The organism is Flavobacterium zhairuonense (assembly GCF_004352915.1).
GTDB lineage: Bacteria > Bacteroidota > Bacteroidia > Flavobacteriales > Flavobacteriaceae > Flavobacterium > Flavobacterium zhairuonense.
This window is the reverse complement of record NZ_SJSY01000075.1, coordinates 389,927-412,232: the sequence shown is the minus strand read 5'-3', so window position 1 is coordinate 412,232 and position 22,306 is coordinate 389,927. Positions and strand designations below refer to the sequence as shown.

Below are 22,306 nucleotides of genomic sequence, written 5' to 3'. Positions count from 1 at the left end.
CTAACTAAAAAATCAAACCATTGAAAATTAAAGTATTTCTAATTTTTCTTACCAGCCTATTATTACTTAACTGCTCAAAAGATGATTCTCCAAAATTAAGTTCTGAGAACAAAATTCTTTCATTTAAATTAACGTCTTCACAAGGATCGACATACGTTGGGAAAATCGACAATTCAAATAGAACCGTTACTTTTACTACTATAGGTTTTGAAACAGAAAAATCGCTAACTCCACAAATTGAAATTTCAGAAAAAGCTCAGATTTCACCTGATAAAAATATCGCGCAAAACTTCAACGAAAATGTAACCTATACAATTACAGCAGAAAACGGAGAAAAAGCTATCTATAAAGTAATTATAAGCAATACTCCATATTCTAGTGAAAAAAAAATACTCGAGTTTAAATTTAAAATAGATAATGAATCTTTTGTTGGAAATATAGACCAGACTAATCTAGTTATCAATGTTGTAACTTATAAAGATATATCTAATTTATCTCCAGAAATTGTTGTTTCCAATAATGCGCAAATCTCTCCATCAATAGAAACCAAACAAAATTTCAGCAATCCTGTAGAATATACCGTAACCGCTCAGGATGGCACTCGTAACACCTATAAAGTTATCGTTACTAAGCCTGAGATAACCTACACATTTACTAAAGTTTACATCAGAGCAGTCTCATCTGGATATGTGAACAATATAAATTTAACGGAAAGCTCTAAGTATAAATTATATCTTGAAAACGACAAAAACTCATATCTATTGGATTATTTTGAGGTAAATACATTTCCAACAGTAAATGGCGGAGTAGTATCTTACTTTAATTTTAAATTTGATGAAAAAATAATTTCTGCAAGCAATTATAAACTAAGAGTAAAAACTGAAGGAATAATTAAGGCAGAAACTAATTACACAATAGATGTCTTGGCTGAAAATGCGCCAAAAATCACATCAGCCAATCAAACTTCATATACTAATTATGATACGTTAATTCTTACTGGGACAAATCTTATTCCTGGAGTTAGCATTCCCGCCAATGGAAGTATATATAACTTAACGGACTACTATGTAAACTTAAATTCAGAAAAAACAATATTAAAATATTATATGGATGCATATCAAATGTTTCCTTCGTCAATGGGGCAAAAATCTCCCAGAAGTACTCGAGTTAGTGTTTACTATGATGGAAGATATGGTGATTCAATAGTATTAGATTTTAAGTAAATAACATCAATGAAATTATAGCAAAAACATTAAATAAGACCCTTCAACTAAATCAAAAGAATAAAAATCTAGAAGGCGTTTTTAGAGAAATTACAAAATAAAGCTTTTGCCATTCATACAAACAAAACCTATTTATTCTAAACCGAGAATAAATAGGTTTTTCTTTTTTCTACAAAACCAAAATCTACTTTTTATGATTTCGCTGTTTTTAGCCACAGCCTTATCAACTCGTTTCCAGACGATTAAAATTTTATTGGTTATTTTTAACTATTTTTATTTAGACTTGATATAAATAATATTATATTTGCATGCAGAAACATAATAATTTCTGCTTTAATCAACCTTTCAATTCTTGTTTTTTGTTTTTTTTTGTGTTAGTAAAGAGCCTGTCTGTAGTTAACAGGCTCTTTTATATTTAATTCATTGTCAATTATATTTCTAAATCCAGAATTGACGCTTTTAATTCTTCAATAATAATTTTCACATCGTCTTCAGTTGTGCGCCAATTCACAAAAGAAGCTCTAATTCCTTTTCTGCCTTCATAAACTGTTGGCGTCATAAAGACTTTTCCTTTGTCATTCAAAATCGTCAAAAAATCGCTTACTTTATCCTGATTGTGATTTCCTTTTAAAGTGAAGCAAACATTGTTTAACCTGATTGGAGCTAGCAATTCAAAGCTTTCAGTTTCAATTAAGCAATTTGCAAAATGCAATGCCAAAGCGGTACTGTTTTCAACAATATCTTTAAAACCATCTTTTCCATAAGCTTTGAGTGAAAACCAAGCTGGAAGCGCTCTCAAACGACGCGAATTTTCTGGAAGAACATTCAAATAATTAAAATTCTCCAACGGATTTCCTAAATAAGGCGCATTCGAATTCTGAAATGTTTCGATTTGAAAACCAACATGTTCTTTTTTTATCAAATAAAAAGCGCTTTCATATGGAACATTCAGCCATTTGTGGCAATCAATTGCTATGCTATCTGCTCCTTCCCAACCCTCAACCAAATGTTTGAATTTTTCTGAAACAGCGGCAAAACCGCCAAAAGCCGCATCAATATGCCACCAGAAATTATATTTTTCTCTTAGTTTAGAGATTGCTTCAAAATCATCAAAATCAGCTGTATTAACAGTTCCGGCACTTGAAATCAGAATAAAAGGTTTGCCATTTAGTTTTTTAATATTTTCTTCTAAATCTACAATATCAATTGCTTCACGGTTGCCTTCAATTGTTTTTAATGTCGTATAATTTTGGCTTCCAATTCCAAGCATTGACAAGCATTTAATGGAAGAGGAATGAGGCGTTGCAGTAAGAATATTAATGTTTTCTGAAATTCCGTTTTTAGCAAAATCTTTTCCCAATTGCTTTCCAAACCATTGTCTGGCAACACCTAAACAAGTAAAATTCGACATTGTAGCGCCGGTTACAAACCCACCAAGAAATGAATCTGGGAGTTCCAGCAATTGCAACAATAAATTAATCGTTTCAAATTCAATTAATGCCGATGCGCCTCCCTGCGCTTTAACCGCCTGCGTATTTTGGTCATAAACTGAAGCCAGCCAATCACCAACAATAGATGCTGGAGTCGAACCACCAGTTACAAATCCTAAGTAACGCGGTCCTGGAGAGGAAACCATCAAAGGTGCCAATCGTTCATTGAATTCTTTTAAGACTTCAATCGAACCTAAACCAAACTCGTTTAAGATGCTTTTAGGATCAATTGTGTTTTTATTTGAAGTGGGAATAGTGTCAAGGTTATTCAGAAAATCGATTCCTTGTTGTTTTGTTTTTTCTAAAATATTCTCAAAATTGTTAAGATCGTTTTGTAATGCTGCGTTCATTTTTTCTGCGTTAAAATGTTTTCTCGAATTTAGTGAATAATCTTCATTCACGTAAGAAAAACACAGGAAAACCTCTACCTTTTCATGCTAAAATGTCCTTTATAAACTTTGCCATTGGCTCTTGTAACTACAAACCAATAATCTGAAGCAGGAAGTTCTTTTCCGTTAAAAGTTCCATCCCAAGTAGTGTACGCATTTAGTTCTTTCAAAAATTTGCCGTAACGATCAAATATCTTGGTATTTATTGTAGGTTCAGTTTCAGAGAATTTTATTCCCCAAGTATCATTATAGCCGTCTTGATTTGGAGTAAAAAACTTTGGGTAATTCAGTAAAAAGACTTCCTGGTTTACAATTCCACATCCATTTTTGTCGCGAACATAAACGACATAATCGCCTGTTGCCAAACTTGAAAAGATATTGCTATCTTGATAAGTACTTCCATCAACAGAATATTCGTAATTTCCTAAACTAGTATCTGTTAACTGTACTTCAATTATGTTATCTGAATCTTTCCAATCTTGAATTTCAAGATTCTTAATTACAGCACTATTCGAAAGTTTTACGTCAAAATTTTTCGTCGAGGAACAAATTACATTTCCATGATTTTGAGTAACCGTTACCGAATAAGATCCAGCCTCAGTAATTACAATGGATTCTGAAGTAGCTCCATTGGACCATAAATAACTGTCAAAACCAATTCCCGCATGAACTTCAACATCTTTATTTTGACATAATGAAACCGTATCTGAAATCGAAATTACGGGTATATTTACCAAAGTCAATTTCAATTCTGCTACTTGAAAACATTTATCTGCAGAATCAATTCTCACATAAATTACGGTTCTTCCAGTCAATAAATTATAATTGGAAACGGTTGCAATTTGATCGACTAAAATTTGATTTTCGGCTCCATTCAATGTAGTATAGAAACTAAAAACACAAGAACTGCATGTTGCTAATTGTGAATTAAAATCTGTTAAATTTATGACTTCATTTCCATCATTCAATTCATCGCAAACATTTTCAGAAACATCATTTACTGGTAAACTGGGAGCAACTATAGAAACCGAAACTGCCAAACGGTTTACGCTTTCGCAACTATTGAGGGTCTGCGAAGCATAATAAGTTGCCCCATTTACCAAACTTGTTGAAGGAGATAAAATTACACCATTAACAATGTTGTCATACCAAACAACATTTGTTCCTTCAGCAATTAAATTTCCAATTGTAGGTTTTTGAGACGTACAAAAATTTTGATTTGAATCTCCTGTTGGAGTTGGGGTATTCTGAATATTTATACTAACTGGAATTCTTTCGCTTTCACAAACGTTAATTGTTTGTGACGCATAATATGTTTTGGTTTCCAAAATTGTAGCCGAAGACAAAAGATTCCCATTTATTGGCGCGTCATACCATTTTACATTTTGCCCGTTAATTGAAACATGCTGGAGACTTGCATTTTGTTGTACACAAAAAGTCTGCAGACTTGGTGCCGAAGGAAGTGGTTCTGTGTTGACGTAAGCTTTGATTTCGACTTCATTTGGAACCAAAGAAGCACAACCTAAATTATTCTTTATAAGAACTTTATAAAATCCCGGAACTAAATTATTTTTTGAATTTGAACCTACCCAAGTTGCTCCATTATCAAAACTGTAAGATGCTGCCGAATCAGAAATCGTAATTGTTCCTGTCAAAGACATGCAGTCTGGCTGAATAACTGAAACTGTCGGCGTTGGCGGATAACCTGGCGGAACTAAAACTGCGACAGAAACTGCTGTTGTTTCGCAACCAGAATTGTTCCTAGTTTTTATTAAATAATCGCCAGCCTCTAAACCTGATTTTATATTATTTGTCGACCAAGTTGCTCCATTATCAAAACTATATTCATAATCCGGGCTTGTAATTGTAATTGTTCCCAATGGATTTGAGCAAATAATGGGCTGAATTACCGAAAATGTTGGCGTCGCACTTGAAGATGCAACCGAATTTATGTGTGCAATTGTTGGTGTAGAAGCACAACCTGAACTCAATTTTGCTGTAACATTATAGTCTCCACCTGTCAAACCTGAAAATATTCCCGAGGCTTGATAATTTATCCCATCGATACTGTAAGTCGTATTTGCAGTCGCTGTAATATTAATAGTTCCAGTTGGCACATCGCATGTGGGCTGTACAGTAGTGAAAGTTGGAACTACGGTGCTTTCGTTTACTTTAAAGCTGATAGTATTTGATACGACCCTACAAGAAGCCGAGGAAATATTCACGATTTGTGCAACCGCCATGCGATATAAATAGGTGCCCACTGTCGAATTGGGGACAAAAGAATACGTTAATGCATTTGCTCCAGAAATATCAGACCAAGTTGTTCCATTGTCATTGCTAACCTGCCATTGATAAGCTGGATTCGAATAACCTGAAGAAACGGTTCCTGTCAAAGTGTAACTTTGAGAATCTCCTTGGCAAATTGTTAAATCTGTATTTGTATTGTTTTGTATTGATGAAGTAACTGTTGGTCCGCAAGCACGAAAAGTAATATCATCTAAAGCAATGTCATTTCCGGGTGCCGCTCCTGCTTTGTTGTTTCGCATTCTGATAACAACTGTAGAAATATCCGTTGGAGTTGTGAAAAAGAAACCATACTGTTTCCAGACCGCACTCGAACTTAGGCCAATATCTCCGGTATTATAAGTCCCTAAAATTGTTCCCGAAGTTGATTCAATCGTAAAGGTAATATTTGGCGGACTTGTATCATTTGAGCGCAACAAATTCATAATCCATGCTGCAAATTCATAAGTAGTATCCGGACAAAGACCTGTTACGGTATTTTTATAGAAATAATCTGTCGTAGAAAGACTCGCATTTACCACCATCATGTACCCACCTCCAGTATGATCTGTGGTTGTCCACCAAGTTCCTGGCGTGTTGGTTGTTTTTTCGATTGTATAAGAGCCATCATTTGGAAAATCTGCCGTAGTCCAAGTATAACTTGTAATTCCTGTTCCAAGAGCAGTACCATGTGAAGCTGTTCCTGATCCAAAATCAAGTTTAACAACAGCGTCGCCTAAACTTCCCGTACACAATTGCGCCTGTATTTTTAATACAAGAAAAAATAAAATGACGAATAAGGCAGTTTTGCGATTCAAAACAATTGTTTTTGTGTCGGTAAAACTACTTTATAATAAAATAACGGCTTAAATTTTTATACTAATGGCGAGAAACAATCGATGTATTTAAAGGTATCATCTACTAAAGATTTATATCGAATTTGAAATCATTTACCATTTGGTCTTTTCAGAGAATCTAGAAACCATCATAGAGCAGATAACATCTCCGTTGGCGTTTAACAACGTAGCAATTGGGTCAACCAAAGTTCCCAAAATCATGGCAACTGGAAGCGCTTGCTCCATTGGGAAACCATAAACTGTTATGGCAAGAATTTCGCCAATGTAACCACCATTTGGAATTCCTCCTTCTACAATAGAAACGACAACTGTAATTCCTAAAGCCAGAAGAATGGTCATCGGATCTGAAAAATCTTTTCCAAACATGGCAAACAAAAAGGTTATTTTTAAGATGGAAGACATACTCGAACCGTCTTTATGTAATGGCCCTCCTAATGGAATCACCAAATTACGAACATGTGCCGGAATTCCCATTTTTTCAGCCGCAACTAAATTGGCTGGAATGGTCGCAATACTACTGCAGGTTCCTACCGCTGTTAATGAAGGCGTTATGTTATTGCTCCAAAAGACTTTAAAAGCTCTTTTTCCGCCAGCGACAAGTGCATATAAACTGAAAAACACGAAGAAATAGAAAATACAGGCTCCATAATAAACCGCCATTGGTTTTGCATAAACCCCAAATAATTGTGGCCCAAAAATACCGACCTGATAAGCAAAATAAGCTCCTAAACCTATTGGTGCCGATTTCATGATAATGTTCAAAAGCTGTTTCATTACCTCGTTTCCAGAATCCAGAAAACTCTTGAAAGCTTTTCCTTTTTCTCCTGATTGCAGTGTAGCAAAACCAACTAAAAAAGAAAAAATAATCAATGCCAGCATGCTTTTTCTGGACAATAATTCGAAGAAATCATTTGCGGTAAGCAGTTTTGCAATTTGATCTCCTGCTGATCCTGAGACTACTTCTTCAAAGGGAACTTTAGCAATAGCTATATCTTCATGAATTGGAAAAAGATAGACGGCGCAAATCATTACAATAGCTGAAATCAAAATCGTAGCCAGAAAAACAAGAATCATGATAACAAACAGTTTTCCTAATTTTTCTGTTCGTTCCAAATTAGCAATCGAAGAACCAATCGTGAAAAAAATCAGTGGAATAATGGCTGTGAAAAGTAAATTCAGAAAAATATCGCCCAGCGGTTTTATGATCAGAACATCTTCTCCAAATACTAATCCGAAAATACTTCCAATTATAATCCCACCCAGAAGCCATAAAATACTGCTGTAATTCTGCAAAAAATTGATTTTCTTAACTTCCATAATGTAGAGAATTATAATTCAGAAAGATTAAATAATAAAATAATGAAAGTACTCAAAAAAGGATTGCAAAAATTGATTGGCTATTTTTTTTTGCCATAGATTATAGGGATTAAAATGATTTTCTAATCTGTGTTAATCTTTTTATTCCGATAGCTATCGGAAGTGGCAAAAAAATTATTTCTCCAGAACAATCGTAGTAAAAACTCTGTCGGCAAGTTCGCCTGTTTTGCTTTTTACCTGTTCTGTCTGACTTTCGATGTAAACAATTTTAAAAGCTGTTTTTTCGATTAATTTTTGCGCTTTTTCGGTGTTGTAAAGCTCAAATTCAAATTGCGTAAACGGAAGTTGCTTCATGAAATCTTCCTGAGCAAAAGTGATGCAGAAATTTCCGTTTGATTTTAAAACCCTGTAGATTTCCGAAAGTAATTCTTCCGGTTTCTGCCAAAAATAAATGGTATTTACGGTAAATATTTTATCGAATAATCCATCTTCAAACGGAATTGCATTTCCGTCATAAAGTGAAAAGAAAGCCTGTTTTTGAGATACAAAATTTCGGTTGATCTGGCGCGCTTCCTGAAACATCAGTTCCGACATTTCCAGCCCGTAGTACTTAAGTTTTTCAGCTTGTTCAAACAAAAACTCAACGTGACCTGCATTTCCGTGGCCTAGTTCCAGAATTCTGTTTTCATTTGAAATATTGAGATTCAGAATCGAATGTTTGGTCATATTGATGTTCGTTTCGTTCATCATATTGGCCATTTCAATTCCTTTTTCTCCCGATGGATGTTTTAATTGAGAGGCTATGGCTTGTAGTTCTTCTTGTTTCATGACTTTTAAAATTTCAATTAAAAAAATACCAAATTCCATTTTTTTGTCATTCCGAGGAACGAGGAATCACACTAGAAACTCCGCAAAGTAAATCGCCAATCTTTGTCGACACCCGAGTGAGATTCCTCGTTCCTCGGAATGACAAACTGTACTCAATCAACTTTGTCAAAGTTTAAAACTTTGACAAAGTTCCTAGCAAAGACCTTAAAAAACCTGACTTGCAATCTGGCGGATATTCTCAGATTTACCCATTGAATAATAGTGTAAAAACGGAACTCCAGCGGCTTTTAATTCTAATGACTGCTGAACCGCCCATTCAATTCCGACTTGTTTGATTTCAGCGTTATTTTTGCATTTATCTACAGCATCAATTAAATCTTCTGGCAAATCGATTCTGAAAATCTGGGGTAAAACTTGTAAATGTCTTTGAACAGCGATTGGCTTAATTCCAGGAATAATCGGAATTGTGATGCCCATTTCTCTCGCTTTTTCTACGAAAGCAAAATATTTAGCATTGTCAAAAAACATTTGCGTTACTACGTAATCAGCACCTGCATCTACTTTTTCTTTTAATCTTTTTAAATCTGATTGTAAAGAAGGAGATTCTAAATGTTTTTCAGGATAACCCGCAACTCCAACGCAAAAATCAGCTTTGTTATCGACATCCATTAATTCGTGAAGATACTTTCCGTTATTCAAATTGTTAATTTGTTTAACCAAATCAATTGCATAATGATTTCCTCCTGCTTTTGGCGTAAAAGATTGTTCGTCTTTCATAGCGTCTCCGCGAAGCGCCATTACGTTGTTGATTCCTAAATAATGACAGTCAACCAGCATGTACTCGGTTTCTTCTTTGGTGAAACCACCGCACAACAAATGCGGAACCGTATCTACATTGTATTTATGTTTTATAGAAGCGCAAATTCCAAGCGTTCCCGGACGCATACGAGTCAGTTTTTTATCCAAAAGTCCGTTACCTTTGTCAATATAAATATATTCTTCACGAGAAGTCGTTACATCAATAAACGGCGGATTAAACTCCATTAACGGATCAATATTATCGTATAACTCCTGAATGCTTTTCCCCTTTTGAGGCGGAATAATTTCAAATGAGAATAATGTTTTTCCTTTGGCGTTTTCTATATGTTCTGTTACTTTCATTTATTTTTGGTTGATGGTTGATGGTTGATGGTTGATGGTTCTTGTGGAACTTTACAATTACAACTTCAACTACATTATTTTTTTATAATAATTAATAAATCCGTTTAATAACTTCTTGCAGATTTCAATCTGTGCAAGTGCGATGTTAAAATTATTTTCTTCGATATATTTTTGATCAAAAGCCAAATAAAATTGAGTTTCCAATTCATATAGTGATCCTCTTGAAATATGAAGAAAATGTATTGTTTCTTTTGATGTTTGCCTTCCACAACCTTCAGCAATATTTGATGGTATTGAAATCGCTGCTCTCCTCATTTGATTTGTCAATCCAAACAATTCTTCTTTTGGAAACAATTTCGAAAAATCATACAATAAATTCACCAACTTCCGAGCCTCCAGCCACACATCCAGTTTACTGTATTCCATTTTTTATTAGTTGTTAGTTGTCGGTTGATGGTTGTTGGTCATAATAGTTACCTAAATCAATTATTAATCAAAACCAACAATCATTCTAATCCGTGAAAGTTTGTTGGTTCTAATAGTCAATCCATCAACTATCAACCAAAAACCATCAACCATTCTAGTCTGCTATATTAGGATTCAACCATTTCATTGCGTAATCAAGCGGTACATTTCGGCGTTTGGCGTAATCTGTAACCTGATCTTCTTTTATTTTTCCGAGTCCGAAATAGCGGCTTTTCGGGTTTCCGAAATAATATCCTGAAACCGACGAAGCTGGCCACATTGCCATGCTTTCTGTTAGTTTCACTCCAATTTGTTTTTCAACATCTAAAAGCTTCCAAATCGTTGGTTTCTCTAAGTGATCTGGACAAGCTGGATAACCTGGCGCTGGACGAATTCCTTTATAATTTTCTTTAATCAATTCTTCGTTGGTTAAAGATTCTTCGCTATCATAACCCCAGAAATCTTTACGAACTCTCTCGTGAAGATATTCGGCGAAAGCCTCAGCAAAACGATCCGCAAGAGCTTTTACCATAATCGAATTATAATCGTCTAGATTCTTTTCATATTCAGCCGCCCATTCGTCAACACCAAAACCTGTTGTTACGCAGAAAGCTCCTATGTAATCTTCGATTCCACTTTCTTTTGGCAGAATAAAATCAGCTAAAGCGATATTTGGCGCTCCTTTTGTTTTTTGCGACTGCTGACGAAGTGTTAAGAATTTCTCTAATACTTTTCCGTTTTCATCGCGCAATTCGATATCGTCATCATTTACCTGATTCGCAGGGAAAATTCCGTAAATACCTTTTGCTTTCAGTTTTTTCTCTGCCAAAATTACTTTCAACATTGCCTGAGCATCGTTAAAAACCGAAGTCGCTTGTTCGCCCACAACCTCATCCGTTAAAATTGCTGGATATTTTCCGTACAATTCCCAAGTCTGGAAAAATGGCGTCCAGTCGATATACGGAACCAAAACATCCAATTCTACTTCAATCGTTTGTGCGCCGATTACTTTTGGTTTAACCGGAGTATATTCACTCCAATCTAATGGTAACTTGTTCTTACGAGCATCTTCAATCGTCAGGAAGTTTTTATCTCTTGAACGATTTAAAAATGTTTCTCTAAACGAATCGTATTCTGCACGAATATCTGCAGCATATATTTTTCTATTATGATCTAACAGATTCCCGGCAACCGTAACGGCTCTCGAAGCATCGTTAACGTGAATTACAGTTTCTCTGTATTGAGGTGCAATTTTCACGGCCGTATGCGCACGCGAAGTAGTTGCCCCTCCAATCATAATTGGGATTTTAATGTCTTGTTTGTCTAATTCTTTGGCCAGATATACCATTTCGTCAAGCGAAGGCGTGATCAGTCCGCTTAATCCAATAATATCTACTTCATGTTCAATCGCTGCTGCAATAATTTTTTCCGGAGCAACCATAACACCAAGATCTACAATCTCATAATTATTACAAGCCAAAACTACCGAAACGATGTTTTTACCGATATCGTGAACGTCACCTTTTACGGTTGCCATCAAGATTTTTCCGTTTCCTTGTTTATCTCCGGCTTGTTTGCTTGCTTCAATGAAAGGCAATAAATAAGCCACGGCTTTTTTCATTACACGAGCCGATTTTACCACCTGTGGCAGGAACATTTTTCCGCTTCCGAATAAATCTCCAACCACATTCATTCCCGCCATTAAGTTGATCTCGATAACTTCGATTGGTTTTGTTGCGGCTAAACGTGCTTCTTCTACATCTTCCTCAATAAATGTGTCAACACCTTTTACCAACGAATGGGTAATACGCTCTTGAACAGTTCCTAAACGCCATTCTTGAACGGCTTTTTCGTCACTTTTTGCTTCACCTTTTACACTTTCAGCAAAATCCAAAAGTCGTTCTGTCGCATCATCACGTCTATCTAAAATAACGTCTTCAACGTATTCTAATAAGTCTTTCGGAATATCATCGTAAATCGTAAGCATTTCGGGGTTTACGATTCCCATCGTCATTCCGTTTTTGATTGCGTGGTATAAAAACACCGAGTGCATGGCTTCACGAACCGTATCGTTTCCTCTAAATGAGAACGAAACGTTACTTACTCCACCACTAATATGTGCGTGCGGAAGATTCTCGCGAACCCATTTTGTTCCTCTAAAGAAATCCAATGCGTTCAATCTATGCTCTTCCATTCCCGTTGCAACTGGGAAAATATTCAAATCGAAAATAATATCCTGCGGAGGAAACCCAACTTTGTTCACCAAAATATCATACGAACGCGCACAAATCTCGACTCTACGATCGTAATTATCCGCCTGACCAACTTCGTCAAAAGCCATAACAATCGCAGCCGCTCCGTAACGTTTGATTAATTTGGCGTGGTGAATAAAGGCTTCTTCTCCTTCTTTTAACGAAATCGAGTTTACAACGCTTTTTCCTTGTACTACTTTTAGACCTGCTTCAATGATTTCCCATTTCGAACTGTCGATCATAATCGGCACTCTCGAAATGTCTGGTTCTGCAGCGATTAAATTCAAAAATTTAGTCATTGCAGTAACTCCGTCAAGCATTCCTTCATCCATATTAATATCGATGATTTGGGCTCCACCTTCTACTTGTTGTCTTGCAATATCAAGCGCCTCGTCATATTTCTCTTCCTTGATTAATCTCAAGAATTTTCTTGAACCTGTTACGTTCGTACGCTCACCAACATTCACGAAAACACTTTCCGGCGTAATAATCAACGGCTCTAATCCTGATAATACAAGGTCTCTTCTTTTTTCTGTCATTTCTTTTTAAGTTACTAAGATCCTGAGATTCTAAGGTTCTAAGTTTTTTATTCTATTTTCTTTCCTGTGAGGTTTTTTAGAACCTTGTAGGTATACTATTTACTTTTAATCAATAAAAACATGCTTCTCAAATCCTCCATAAAATACCTTTTCAATCCATGTCTTAAACTCTAAATTTGTCGTAATAGGATATAATTCACCATTACTTTCTATTTTGAATTTTTCGTTATTATTAATCTTGTTTCTAATAATTATTAATTCAGAAACACAATATAAATATGGACTCGCCGTATCATACCAATTTGAATTCAGAAAAGCTTTAAAAATTTCTCCATCTTCTGAATAAACAATATGCTTTCCGTCCATTTTTAATATTGATTATATTTATTCAAAAACTGGCGCAACTCTTGGCTTATAATCCTTCGCCACCTCAGCCATTAATCGGATATGATCTGGCGTTGTTCCGCAACAACCTCCGATGATATTGATTAAATTATCTTCTAAATACTCTTTAATGAATACCTGAGTCTGTTCTGGTGTTTCATCGTATTGTCCGAAAGCATTTGGTAATCCTGCGTTTGGATGTGCCGAAACATTAAAACTTGTATTATGTGCTAATGTTTTTAAATATGGTTTTAGCAAATCGGCTCCAAGGGCGCAATTGAATCCTACACTTAATAACGGAATATGAGAAACTGAAATCAAAAATGCTTCAACTGTTTGTCCTGAAAGTGTTCTTCCAGACGCATCTGTAATCGTTCCTGAAACCATAATTGGAATATCAAGATTGCGTTCTTCTTTTACTTCTTCAATCGCAAAAAGTGCTGCTTTTGCATTTAATGTATCAAAGATTGTTTCTACTAAAAGTAAATCACAGCCACCGTCCATTAAAGCTTCTGCTTGTTGTTTGTAGGCAATTCGTAAATCGTCAAACGTTACGGCTCTGTAACCTGGATCATTTACGTCTGGCGACATACTTGCCGTACGGTTTGTTGGTCCGATTGAACCGGCTACGAAACGTGGTTTTTCTGGATTTTTTGCGGTAAACTCATCGGCAACCTCGCGTGCGAGTTTTGCCGATTCGTAGTTTAACTCGTAAACCAAATCTTCCATGTGATAATCGGCCATACCGATTGTCGTTCCAGAGAAGGTATTGGTTTCTACAATGTCAGCACCTGCTTCAAAATAAGCGGCATGTACATCGCGGATTGCTTGTGGTTGTGTTAGGGATAGTAAATCGTTGTTTCCTTTTAATGGATGCGGAAAATCTTTGAAACGCTCTCCTCTGAAGTCTTCTTCTGAGAAATTATAGCGTTGCAACATTGTTCCCATTGCTCCGTCAAGGATTAGGATATTTTTTTTTATTGCTTCTTTTATCGTAATTGCCATATTTTTTTGTTTTAGCTGCTAAGACGCTAAGGTTCTAAGATGCTAAGTTTTTTATTATGATTGTGAAGTTTAAACCTATCGGTTTACTTCGGATATTTTTTCACATTAATTCCAAAAGTGCACTATTGCCGGCTCATTAGCCCCGATTGAAGTGGAAATTATTTTGCTTTTTTCTTTAAAAAGCAAAATGATTGCAACGAAAAGCGGGAACTATTGACTGCAAAAATGCGCCAATGATTCGCTCCTGATACAGAATCTGTTTCAGTAAATATTATATGTTATCGAGAAAAGTTTTGAGAAATACGAGTATGTATTTGTGTTATCTATCTTTAATACTGGAAAATGTCGTATAAAGTAGAATTTAGCACCTTCTTTATGATAAAGGGTTGCTAAGGTTTCATCGGGTCTATCCCTCCGCCTTTCGTGATAACGAACAATAATTTTAAGAACAGTGCAAAGGTATGAAATAGGGTTTCGATTTGCAAATGTTTTTTTTTAAGATGCTGAGACTCTAAGTTTCTAAGATACTAAGTTTTTACCTTTTCATGAATTAGCTCCGGAGGAGCATAATATTTATAGAAAAACAATCAGCACAACACAAGAGCTCCAGCGGAACGACACATCTCTGTGTGTCGCTCCGCTGGAGCTTTATAGAGACCTAATCATTTCTTTTCTATAAATATGTCATCCCTCTGGGATTTCATGGGAATTAAAAAAGCCCAAACTAAAAGTTTGAGCTTTGTATATAAAAATCTTAGAATCTTAGTGTCTTAGCAACTTAGAACCTTAGACGATTGCTTTAACAACCGCTTTTGGCGCTTCTTTACGAGTTCCGTCGAAACCGTCTACTCCAGAAACTGTTGTATATTTCAATACATATTTTTTACCTGGGTTGATGATTGAATAAGCAGCTTGGCACATTAAAGTTGCTTCGTGGAAACCGCAAAGGATTAACTTTAATTTTCCTGGGTATGTGTTTACGTCTCCAATGGCAAAGATTCCCGGAATGTTAGTTTGGTAATCTAATGCATTGTTTACTTTAATAGCATTTTTCTCGATTTCTAATCCCCAGTCACCGATTGGACCTAATTTTGGTGTTAATCCGAAAAGTGGAATGAAATAATCGCATTCGATTTTACGGTGTGCTCCGTTTTCTTCGATATCTAATGATTCAACATGCTCAGCACCGTTGATTCCGATAACTTCTGCTGGAGTGATTAATTTGATTTTTCCAGCTGATTTTAATTCCTGTACTTTTTCAACAGAATCTAAAGCTCCTCTAAATTCGTTTCTTCTGTGGATTAAAGTTACTTCTGAAGCTACATTTGCTAAGAAAATTGACCAGTCCAAAGCTGAATCTCCTCCTCCTGCAATAACAACTCTTTTATCTCTGAATTTCTCAGGATTTTTAATAAAGTATTTTACTCCTTTATCTTCATAAAACTCGATATCCTCGATAAGTGGTTTGCGAGGCTCAAAACTTCCTAATCCTCCAGCAATTGCAATAACTGGCGCGTGGAATTTAGTTCCTTTGTTTGATGTTACAATAAAAGTTCCGTCTTCTTGCTTTTCAACAGTTTCTGCACGTTCTCCTAAAGTAAATCCTGGCTCAAATTGTTTGATTTGCTCCATTAATCCGTCAACTAAATCTCCGGCTAATACTTCTGGGAATCCAGGAATATCATAAATTGGTTTTTTTGGATATAACTCTGATAGCTGTCCTCCTGGTTGTGGAAGAGCATCTAAAATGTGGCATTTTAATTTTAACAATCCTGCCTCAAATACGGCAAATAAACCTGTTGGGCCTGCTCCAATTATAAGTATATCTGTTTTAATCATTATGTTGTTGTTTATAATCATTCTTAATAACGCAAAGAAACGAATAAATCCTTGTACTTTCAATGATTTTTATCATTAATTTCTTTCCGAAACTTTTTACTCTTTATTTTTTAATGAAGAGGTAATCTCATCCGTTCATCGGGTTAAAACCCGACGCTACAATATGAAACGTTCCTCCGGAACTCTTACAATCCCTTATTTTTCAATGAATCGGTTATCTCGTTCATTCTTTTAACCTTTTCTTCAAAATTGCCTTTTAACGTTTTTCGATATTCATTCAGATTTTCAACCATTTGATTGATATCTTCCGGAATTACTTCTTCGAAAAACTCACGCAATCTCTTTGCCGTTGTTGGTGATTTTCCGTTTGTTGAAATGGCGATTTTTACATTTCCTTTTGTTACGATTCCACCTAAATAATAATCACATAAATCTGGCGTGTCAGCGATATTGCAAATCAGATAACGTTTTCTCGCTAAATCGTAAACCTTTTTATTTACTTTCAAATCGTCTGTACAGGCAATTACCATGTGACGTTTTTTAAGCATTTTCTTTTTGAACTTTTTTTCCGTCAATTTAATTGAAGGATGTTTTTCTGCTAAAACCTTAATTTCTAAATGAAAATCCGGCGCAACTACCTCAACATTTGCATTCGGACTTGACTTAAGCAAGAAAGAAAGCTTTTCCAGACCTACATTTCCTCCGCCTACAATTAATACATTTAAATTGTGAAGCTTTAGAAATATTGGATATAATTCGTTTTGTTCCATTTTAATTTAATTTCATCTAAACAAAATTAGATGATTTTTCTATTGCCTTTGGTAAAATTGGTTTAAAATCCAACGTTATTACCATGCGTCCATCGGGTTAAAACCCGACGCTACAATATGAATCGTTCCTTCGGAACTTTATCTTGAAACTTCTTGTGATAGAAATTCTTCGTAAAAGCCTTTTAATTTATTGCTTTCGCGGACAACTTCTCCAAGAACAATAATTGCTGGCGAACCTAATTCTTTTTGTTTTACAACTTCTAAAATCGAATCTACTGTTCCAACGCCTACTTTTTCTTCTGCTGTTGTTCCGTTTTGGATGATTGCAACAGGTAAACTTCCTTTATCTTCTTTTTGAAACAAATCGATAATTTGAGGCAATTTGTGCATTCCCATCAAAATCACAACGGTTGCAGAAGATTGTGCTGCTAAAGCTACATCTGAAGATAATTTTCTATCAGAAGTTGTTCCCGTAATTACCCAAAAGCTTTCTGAAACTCCTCTTTTTGTGATTGAAATTCCCTGACTTGCGGGAACGGCAACTACAGATGAAATTCCAGGAACTACGATAGTTTCAATTCCGAAACTTTCTGCAAAATCAATTTCTTCTCCGCCTCTTCCAAAAATAAACGGATCTCCACCTTTTAATCTTACTACGTTTCCGTATGTTAAAGCATTATCCACAATCAACTGATTGATTTGATCTTGCGTGTAAGCATGATTTCCGATTCTTTTTCCAACAAAAATCTTAATCGCATTTTTTGGTGCGTAATCCAGAATTTCTTCGTTGGCCAAAGCATCGTATAAAACCACATTAGCTTCAGCCAATGCTTTTACAGCTTTCAGCGTAAGTAAATCGGGATCACCCGGACCTGCACCGACTAAAGTTATTTTGGGTTTTATATTATGCATTTGCTAATTCCTGTGCTCTGAAAGTTTCGATTTTATCAAAGAAAACGACTGCCTGAGCAATATAATCTTTAGCGAAAGCTTCTGATGGTTCATTTTTATTGATTTGGTAAACCAAGTCTTTAAAAGTTGAGTTTAATTCGATTTTATTTGTATCAATGAAAACAGTATCAAACAAATCCACAATTCCTGCGTGATGATTTGTTTTTTGGTTTTCAGCCAATAACAATGCTTTTGCACCGTTTACAAATCCTGCATATGCATGGTAAATTGCATCTGACCATTTTTTCTCATCGAAAGATTCCTGAGCCAAAATCAATTTCTCTTTAGCTTCAAACAATAATGTCGCCACTAAATCGATCACAACTCCGGCACATTCTCCAACTCCAACTGCTTTTACGTAATTGTCTGCGTTACCCCAATCCACAAAATCTGCTTCTGTTAAATTGGTTACATCTGCGTAAGGTTTTAAAATTTCGTAGAAATATTTTTCTCCTTTTGTATCATAATAATCAAGGAATTTTTGTCCGCTTCCATTCGTATCAAAATCATTTAAGATGGTACGTAATGCATCAGGACCTCTACGACTCGGTACTTTGATTACTTTATCAGCAAAACGTCCTGCTCCGTTTCCTAATCTTCCTCCTCCTAATAAAACTTGTAAAGCCGGAGCTACTAGTTTTCCTGAGTTGATAGACATTCCCTGGAATCCAATTGCAGACATATTGTGTTGTCCGCACGCATTCATACAGCCTGAAATTTTAATTTCGATTTCGCGGTTGTTTAAATACTGAGGATATTCTGCACTTAAAACTCTTTCTAATTCTTCTGCAATACCGGTACTACTTGCAATCCCCAAGTTGCAAGTATCTGTACCCGGACATGCCGTAATATCTCCAACTGAATTATATCCTAATTGAACAAAGTCAAGTTTGGCTAATTCTTGATAAAAGAAAGGAAGATTCTCTTCTTTTATGTGACGTATTACAATATTTTGACGCAATGAAAAACGTAATTCATTTGCTCCGTAATTTTTAATTAAAGCAGCTAATAATCGTGCTTTATCAGTATAAAAATCTCCTAATAAAACTTTGATCCCAATAGCATAATAGCCGTCTTGTTTCTGTTTAATTACATTCGAATTTTTCCACGCTTCATACGCTTCTGTATCTTCAATTGTAACTTGCGGAACTTCTAATAATGGTTCTGTAATTGGACCATCAAAAGCGGTTGTATCTATTTCGTATGTTTCAAAAGCGATTGCTTTTTTCTCTTTTTCAACCAAATCAAGGAAAGCGTCTTTCCCCATTTCTTTGATTAAGAATTTCATACGTGCTTTCATTCTTTTTGCACGTTCTCCGTATCTATCGAAAATACGGATGATTCCTTCTGCTGTTGGAATGATTTCGTTAACTGGAACGAATTCCGAAAGCAATTCCGCATGTGCTGGCTGAGATCCTAGACCTCCTCCAAACATGATTTTGAAACCTTTTTGTCCGTCTTTAATTTTCGGAATAAATCCTAGATCGTGTAAATAACTCAAAGCCGTATCTTCATCTGAAGATGAGAACGAAATTTTGAATTTACGTCCCATTTCCTGACAAATCGGGTTTCTTAACAAATATTGAAAAAGTCCGTGTGCATAAGGCGAAACATCAAATGGTTCGTTTACATCAACTCCAGCCAATTCACTTCCTGTAATATTTCTTACGGTGTTTCCACAAGCTTCACGAAGCGTAATATCGTCTTTAGCCAAATCTGCCCAAAGTTCTGGCGTTCTGTCTAAACTCACATAGTGAATCTGGATATCCTGACGCGTTGTAATGTGCAAACGTCCTGTAGAATATTTGTCTGAAACTTGTGTGATACGCACCAATTGCTCGCTGGTCACTTTTCCATAAGGCAATTTGATACGAATCATCTGAACGCCTTCCTGACGCTGACCGTAGATTCCACGCGCTAAACGAAGACTACGAAAACGCTCATCATCAATTTTTCCTCCACGGAATAAGTGAATCTTTTTTTCTAATTCGATAATCTCCTTCTGAACTACCGGATTTTCTATTTCTGTTCTAAAACTTTCCATTTCTCTTTAGTTTTTGGTTGTTGGTTGCTGGTTGTTGGTTGTTGGCCGTAAAAACCATCAACCATCAACTAAAAACCACCAACTATCTTATAAAGCCTACTCCTGCTGTTGTGTTTGTTGCTGTATCAATTAAGATGAAAGCTCCGTTTGATTTGTTTTCGTTGTATGAATCAAAGTATAACGGTTTGCTTAATTTGATCGTTACTTCTCCAATTTCGTTGATTGCCAATTGTGAAGCTTCTGTCGTTCCAGAGTAATCTGTTGCAATTGTATTTTTAATGCTTTCTACTTTTGCTAAAACTCTGTTTGTATTGTGTTGTACCAAATATTTAGTTCCTGCTACCAGTTTTTTACTGTCCATCCAGCAAACTGTTGTGGTAATGTCCTTTTCAATTTTTGGAAGTTCGCTTGATTTTACAATCATATCACCTCTCGTTACATTGATATCATTTTCTAATTCGATTGTGATTGAAGAACCTGCTGTCGCTTCGTCAAATGTTTTATCGAAAAAGTGAATTTTAGTAACTGTTGATTCTGTTAAAGAAGGAAGAACTGTTACGGCATCTCCAACTTTAATTGAGTTTCCGTATAATTTTCCTGCGTAACCTCTAAAATCGTGGTATTCTTCTGTTTTAGGACGAATAACCGTCTGAACTGGGAAACGTGCTTTTCCTGCTTCGTAAACATCAGAAGCATGTAATCCTTCTAAATGTTCTAAAACCGTTTGCCCATCGTACCAAGGCATATTTTCCGATTTATCCACAACGTTTCCGCCGTTGATTGCACTTAACGGAATGTAACTTACGTTTTGTTCTTTGAAAGTACTTTTTGCATTTAAAGCCTCAAAATCAGCTTTGATTTTATTGAAAACTTCTTCAGAATAATCCACCAAATCCATTTTGTTGATGGCAACGATTACTTCTTTTACTCTCAATAAATTATTGATGAAAAAGTGACGGTATGTTTGCTCAATAACTCCTTTTCTGGCATCGATCAAAATGATAGAAACCTGAGAAGTTGAAGCTCCTGTAACCATGTTTCTTGTATATTCTACGTGACCCGGAGTATCGGCAATAATGTAACTTTTCTTTGCAGTCGAAAAATAAATATGCGCAACGTCAATCGTAATTCCTTGCTCTCTTTCTGCCACTAAACCATCTGTTGCCAAAGAAAAATCAAGGTAATCGTATCCTTTTTGTTTACTGCTTTTTTCGATTGCTTCTATTTTATCAGTCGTCAACGATTTTGTATCGTACAATAATCTCCCAATCAAAGTACTTTTTCCGTCATCTACACTTCCTGCTGTTGCTATTTTTAAAACGTCCATTCTTTTTTATGTTGTTGGTTGTTGGTTTATGGTTGTTGGTTTTTCTAAAACATCAACTAAAACCATCAAAATATTTAATCTGCTTTTTTATGTTATTGTTGCAATTATTGAAGTTTTCAGCTATCAACTAAAAACTATCAACCAACAACTTAAAAGTATCCTTGTTGTTTTCTTTTCTCCATTGCAGCTTCAGAACGTTTGTCATCGATTCTGGCTCCTCTTTCAGAAATGGTTGACGATCTGATTTCTCCAACTACTTCTTCGATTGTTGCTGCGTAAGATTCAACTGCTGCTGTACAGCTCATATCTCCAACGGTTCTGAAGCGAACAATTCTTTCTTCGATTTGTTCGTCTTCTTCTTGGTACACAAAAGGAGAATGCGACCAGATTAAACCGTCTCTCAAAAAAACTTTTCTTTTATGTGAGAAATAGATTGACGGAATCTCGATTTTTTCTTTCTCGATATAACTCCAAACATCTAATTCTGTCCAGTTTGAAATTGGGAAAACACGAACGTTTTGACCGTTTTCAATTTTTCCATTTAAGATATCAAACAACTCAGGTCTTTGATTTTTTTCGTCCCATTGTCCGAAATCATCACGAACAGAGAAAATACGTTCTTTTGCTCTTGCTTTCTCTTCATCACGACGCGCACCACCAATACAAGCATCAAACTTAAATTCTTCAATTGCATCCAAAAGTGTTGTAGTCTGCAAGCTGTTACGGCTTGAATATTTTCCAGTTTCTTCAACTACTTTTCCTTCATCAATAGCATCCTGAACATTACGAACGATCAACTCTAAACCTAATTCTTCTACCAATTTATCTCTGAAAGCAATTGTTTCAGGGAAATTGTGTCCCGTATCAACGTGTAATAGAGGAAACGGAATCTTAGCAGGGAAAAATGCTTTTTGCGCTAAACGCACCAATGTAATAGAATCTTTTCCTCCTGAGAAAAGTAAAACCGGTTTGTCAAACTGTGAAATTACTTCTCTGAAAATGTATATCGCTTCACTCTCTAAAGCGTTTGTTTTTAATACTGAACTCATTGTTTTTTTGTTTGATATTTTGTTGTGGAAAATTTTGTTTCAGGTTTAAAGTTTCAAGTTTTTCGCCTGATCTAAAAGCTCCACTCTTTATTCTATTCTCTTTATTCTTCCCCCGGATTAAAATCCGGCG

At 35.6% G+C, this 22,306-nt stretch carries 16 protein-coding genes and 1 riboswitch; of the genes, 1 reads left to right on the top strand and 15 read right to left on the bottom strand.

Annotated elements, in window-relative coordinates; genetic code table 11:
• Window positions 1-20: 20 nt before the first annotated feature.
• Window positions 21-1,223, top strand: coding sequence for a DUF5018 domain-containing protein (locus EYY60_RS18375; RefSeq protein WP_132990745.1), 1,203 nt, complete (start codon window positions 21-23; stop codon window positions 1,221-1,223).
• Between the two features lie 430 nt (window positions 1,224-1,653).
• Here EYY60_RS18375 and EYY60_RS18370 read toward each other — a convergent pair whose 3' ends face one another.
• The 15 genes from EYY60_RS18370 to cysD form a co-directional block, all read right to left on the bottom strand.
• Window positions 1,654-3,063 (bottom strand): pyridoxal phosphate-dependent decarboxylase family protein, encoded by a 1,410-nt coding sequence (locus tag EYY60_RS18370; RefSeq protein WP_132990744.1) that lies wholly within the window; start codon window positions 3,061-3,063, stop codon window positions 1,654-1,656.
• Between the two features lie 74 nt (window positions 3,064-3,137).
• The gene (locus tag EYY60_RS18365; protein WP_132990743.1) at window positions 3,138-6,206 is read right to left on the bottom strand and encodes a T9SS type B sorting domain-containing protein; all 3,069 of its coding nucleotides are present in this window, start codon (window positions 6,204-6,206) and stop codon (window positions 3,138-3,140) included.
• Between the two features lie 132 nt (window positions 6,207-6,338).
• Entirely contained in the window at window positions 6,339-7,562 is a 1,224-nt protein-coding gene (locus EYY60_RS18360) for a dicarboxylate/amino acid:cation symporter (RefSeq protein WP_132990742.1), read from the bottom strand.
• 174 nt (window positions 7,563-7,736) lie between these two features.
• A complete protein-coding gene (locus tag EYY60_RS18355) occupies window positions 7,737-8,390 on the bottom strand; it encodes a class I SAM-dependent methyltransferase (RefSeq protein ID WP_132990741.1) in 654 nt (217 codons plus the stop codon).
• Window positions 8,391-8,594: 204 nt separating this feature from the next.
• Entirely contained in the window at window positions 8,595-9,551 is a 957-nt protein-coding gene (gene metF / locus EYY60_RS18350; RefSeq protein ID WP_132990740.1) for a methylenetetrahydrofolate reductase [NAD(P)H], read from the bottom strand.
• A 69-nt stretch (window positions 9,552-9,620) separates the two neighbouring features.
• A complete protein-coding gene (locus EYY60_RS18345) occupies window positions 9,621-9,977 on the bottom strand; it encodes a four helix bundle protein (protein ID WP_132990739.1) in 357 nt (118 codons plus the stop codon).
• Window positions 9,978-10,131: 154 nt separating this feature from the next.
• Window positions 10,132-12,807: a methionine synthase gene (gene metH, locus EYY60_RS18340; RefSeq protein ID WP_132990738.1), complete on the bottom strand. Its 2,676-nt coding sequence runs from the start codon at window positions 12,805-12,807 to the stop codon at window positions 10,132-10,134.
• 105 nt (window positions 12,808-12,912) lie between these two features.
• The gene (locus EYY60_RS18335) at window positions 12,913-13,173 is read right to left on the bottom strand and encodes a hypothetical protein (RefSeq protein ID WP_132990737.1); all 261 of its coding nucleotides are present in this window, start codon (window positions 13,171-13,173) and stop codon (window positions 12,913-12,915) included.
• An 18-nt stretch (window positions 13,174-13,191) separates the two neighbouring features.
• Complete coding sequence (locus EYY60_RS18330; protein WP_132990736.1) at window positions 13,192-14,196, bottom strand: homocysteine S-methyltransferase family protein; 1,005 nt, start codon at window positions 14,194-14,196, stop codon at window positions 13,192-13,194.
• A gap of 316 nt (window positions 14,197-14,512) precedes the next feature.
• Window positions 14,513-14,629, bottom strand: a riboswitch (SAM riboswitch).
• A 353-nt stretch (window positions 14,630-14,982) separates the two neighbouring features.
• Entirely contained in the window at window positions 14,983-16,035 is a 1,053-nt protein-coding gene (locus EYY60_RS18325; protein ID WP_073412897.1) for an NAD(P)/FAD-dependent oxidoreductase, read from the bottom strand.
• Window positions 16,036-16,220: 185 nt separating this feature from the next.
• A complete protein-coding gene (locus tag EYY60_RS18320; RefSeq protein WP_132990735.1) occupies window positions 16,221-16,805 on the bottom strand; it encodes a precorrin-2 dehydrogenase/sirohydrochlorin ferrochelatase family protein in 585 nt (194 codons plus the stop codon).
• 138 nt (window positions 16,806-16,943) lie between these two features.
• A complete protein-coding gene (gene cobA / locus EYY60_RS18315) occupies window positions 16,944-17,717 on the bottom strand; it encodes a uroporphyrinogen-III C-methyltransferase (RefSeq protein ID WP_132990734.1) in 774 nt (257 codons plus the stop codon).
• Window positions 17,710-19,800, bottom strand: coding sequence for a HEPN domain-containing protein (locus EYY60_RS18310; RefSeq protein ID WP_132990733.1), 2,091 nt, complete (start codon window positions 19,798-19,800; stop codon window positions 17,710-17,712). The genes cobA and EYY60_RS18310 overlap by 8 nt, the downstream gene beginning before the upstream one ends.
• Before the next feature lie 82 nt (window positions 19,801-19,882).
• Entirely contained in the window at window positions 19,883-21,127 is a 1,245-nt protein-coding gene (locus EYY60_RS18305; protein ID WP_132990732.1) for a sulfate adenylyltransferase subunit 1, read from the bottom strand.
• A 149-nt stretch (window positions 21,128-21,276) separates the two neighbouring features.
• Window positions 21,277-22,176: a sulfate adenylyltransferase subunit CysD gene (cysD, locus tag EYY60_RS18300; protein WP_008466601.1), complete on the bottom strand. Its 900-nt coding sequence runs from the start codon at window positions 22,174-22,176 to the stop codon at window positions 21,277-21,279.
• Window positions 22,177-22,306: the final 130 nt, after the last annotated feature.

Coding starts and splice junctions, on each gene's coding strand:
- cobA (WP_132990734.1), bottom strand. CDS start 17,717: ATGCATAATATAAAACCCAAAATAACTTTAGTCGGTGCAGGTCCGGGT.
- metF (WP_132990740.1), bottom strand. CDS start 9,551: ATGAAAGTAACAGAACATATAGAAAACGCCAAAGGAAAAACATTATTC.
- cysD (WP_008466601.1), bottom strand. CDS start 22,176: ATGAGTTCAGTATTAAAAACAAACGCTTTAGAGAGTGAAGCGATATAC.
- EYY60_RS18310 (WP_132990733.1), bottom strand. CDS start 19,800: ATGGAAAGTTTTAGAACAGAAATAGAAAATCCGGTAGTTCAGAAGGAG.
- EYY60_RS18345 (WP_132990739.1), bottom strand. CDS start 9,977: ATGGAATACAGTAAACTGGATGTGTGGCTGGAGGCTCGGAAGTTGGTG.
- EYY60_RS18370 (WP_132990744.1), bottom strand. CDS start 3,063: ATGAACGCAGCATTACAAAACGATCTTAACAATTTTGAGAATATTTTA.
- EYY60_RS18360 (WP_132990742.1), bottom strand. CDS start 7,562: ATGGAAGTTAAGAAAATCAATTTTTTGCAGAATTACAGCAGTATTTTA.
- EYY60_RS18320 (WP_132990735.1), bottom strand. CDS start 16,805: ATGGAACAAAACGAATTATATCCAATATTTCTAAAGCTTCACAATTTA.
- metH (WP_132990738.1), bottom strand. CDS start 12,807: ATGACAGAAAAAAGAAGAGACCTTGTATTATCAGGATTAGAGCCGTTG.
- EYY60_RS18335 (WP_132990737.1), bottom strand. CDS start 13,173: ATGGACGGAAAGCATATTGTTTATTCAGAAGATGGAGAAATTTTTAAA.
- EYY60_RS18355 (WP_132990741.1), bottom strand. CDS start 8,390: ATGAAACAAGAAGAACTACAAGCCATAGCCTCTCAATTAAAACATCCA.
- EYY60_RS18325 (WP_073412897.1), bottom strand. CDS start 16,035: ATGATTAAAACAGATATACTTATAATTGGAGCAGGCCCAACAGGTTTA.
- EYY60_RS18305 (WP_132990732.1), bottom strand. CDS start 21,127: ATGGACGTTTTAAAAATAGCAACAGCAGGAAGTGTAGATGACGGAAAA.
- EYY60_RS18330 (WP_132990736.1), bottom strand. CDS start 14,196: ATGGCAATTACGATAAAAGAAGCAATAAAAAAAAATATCCTAATCCTT.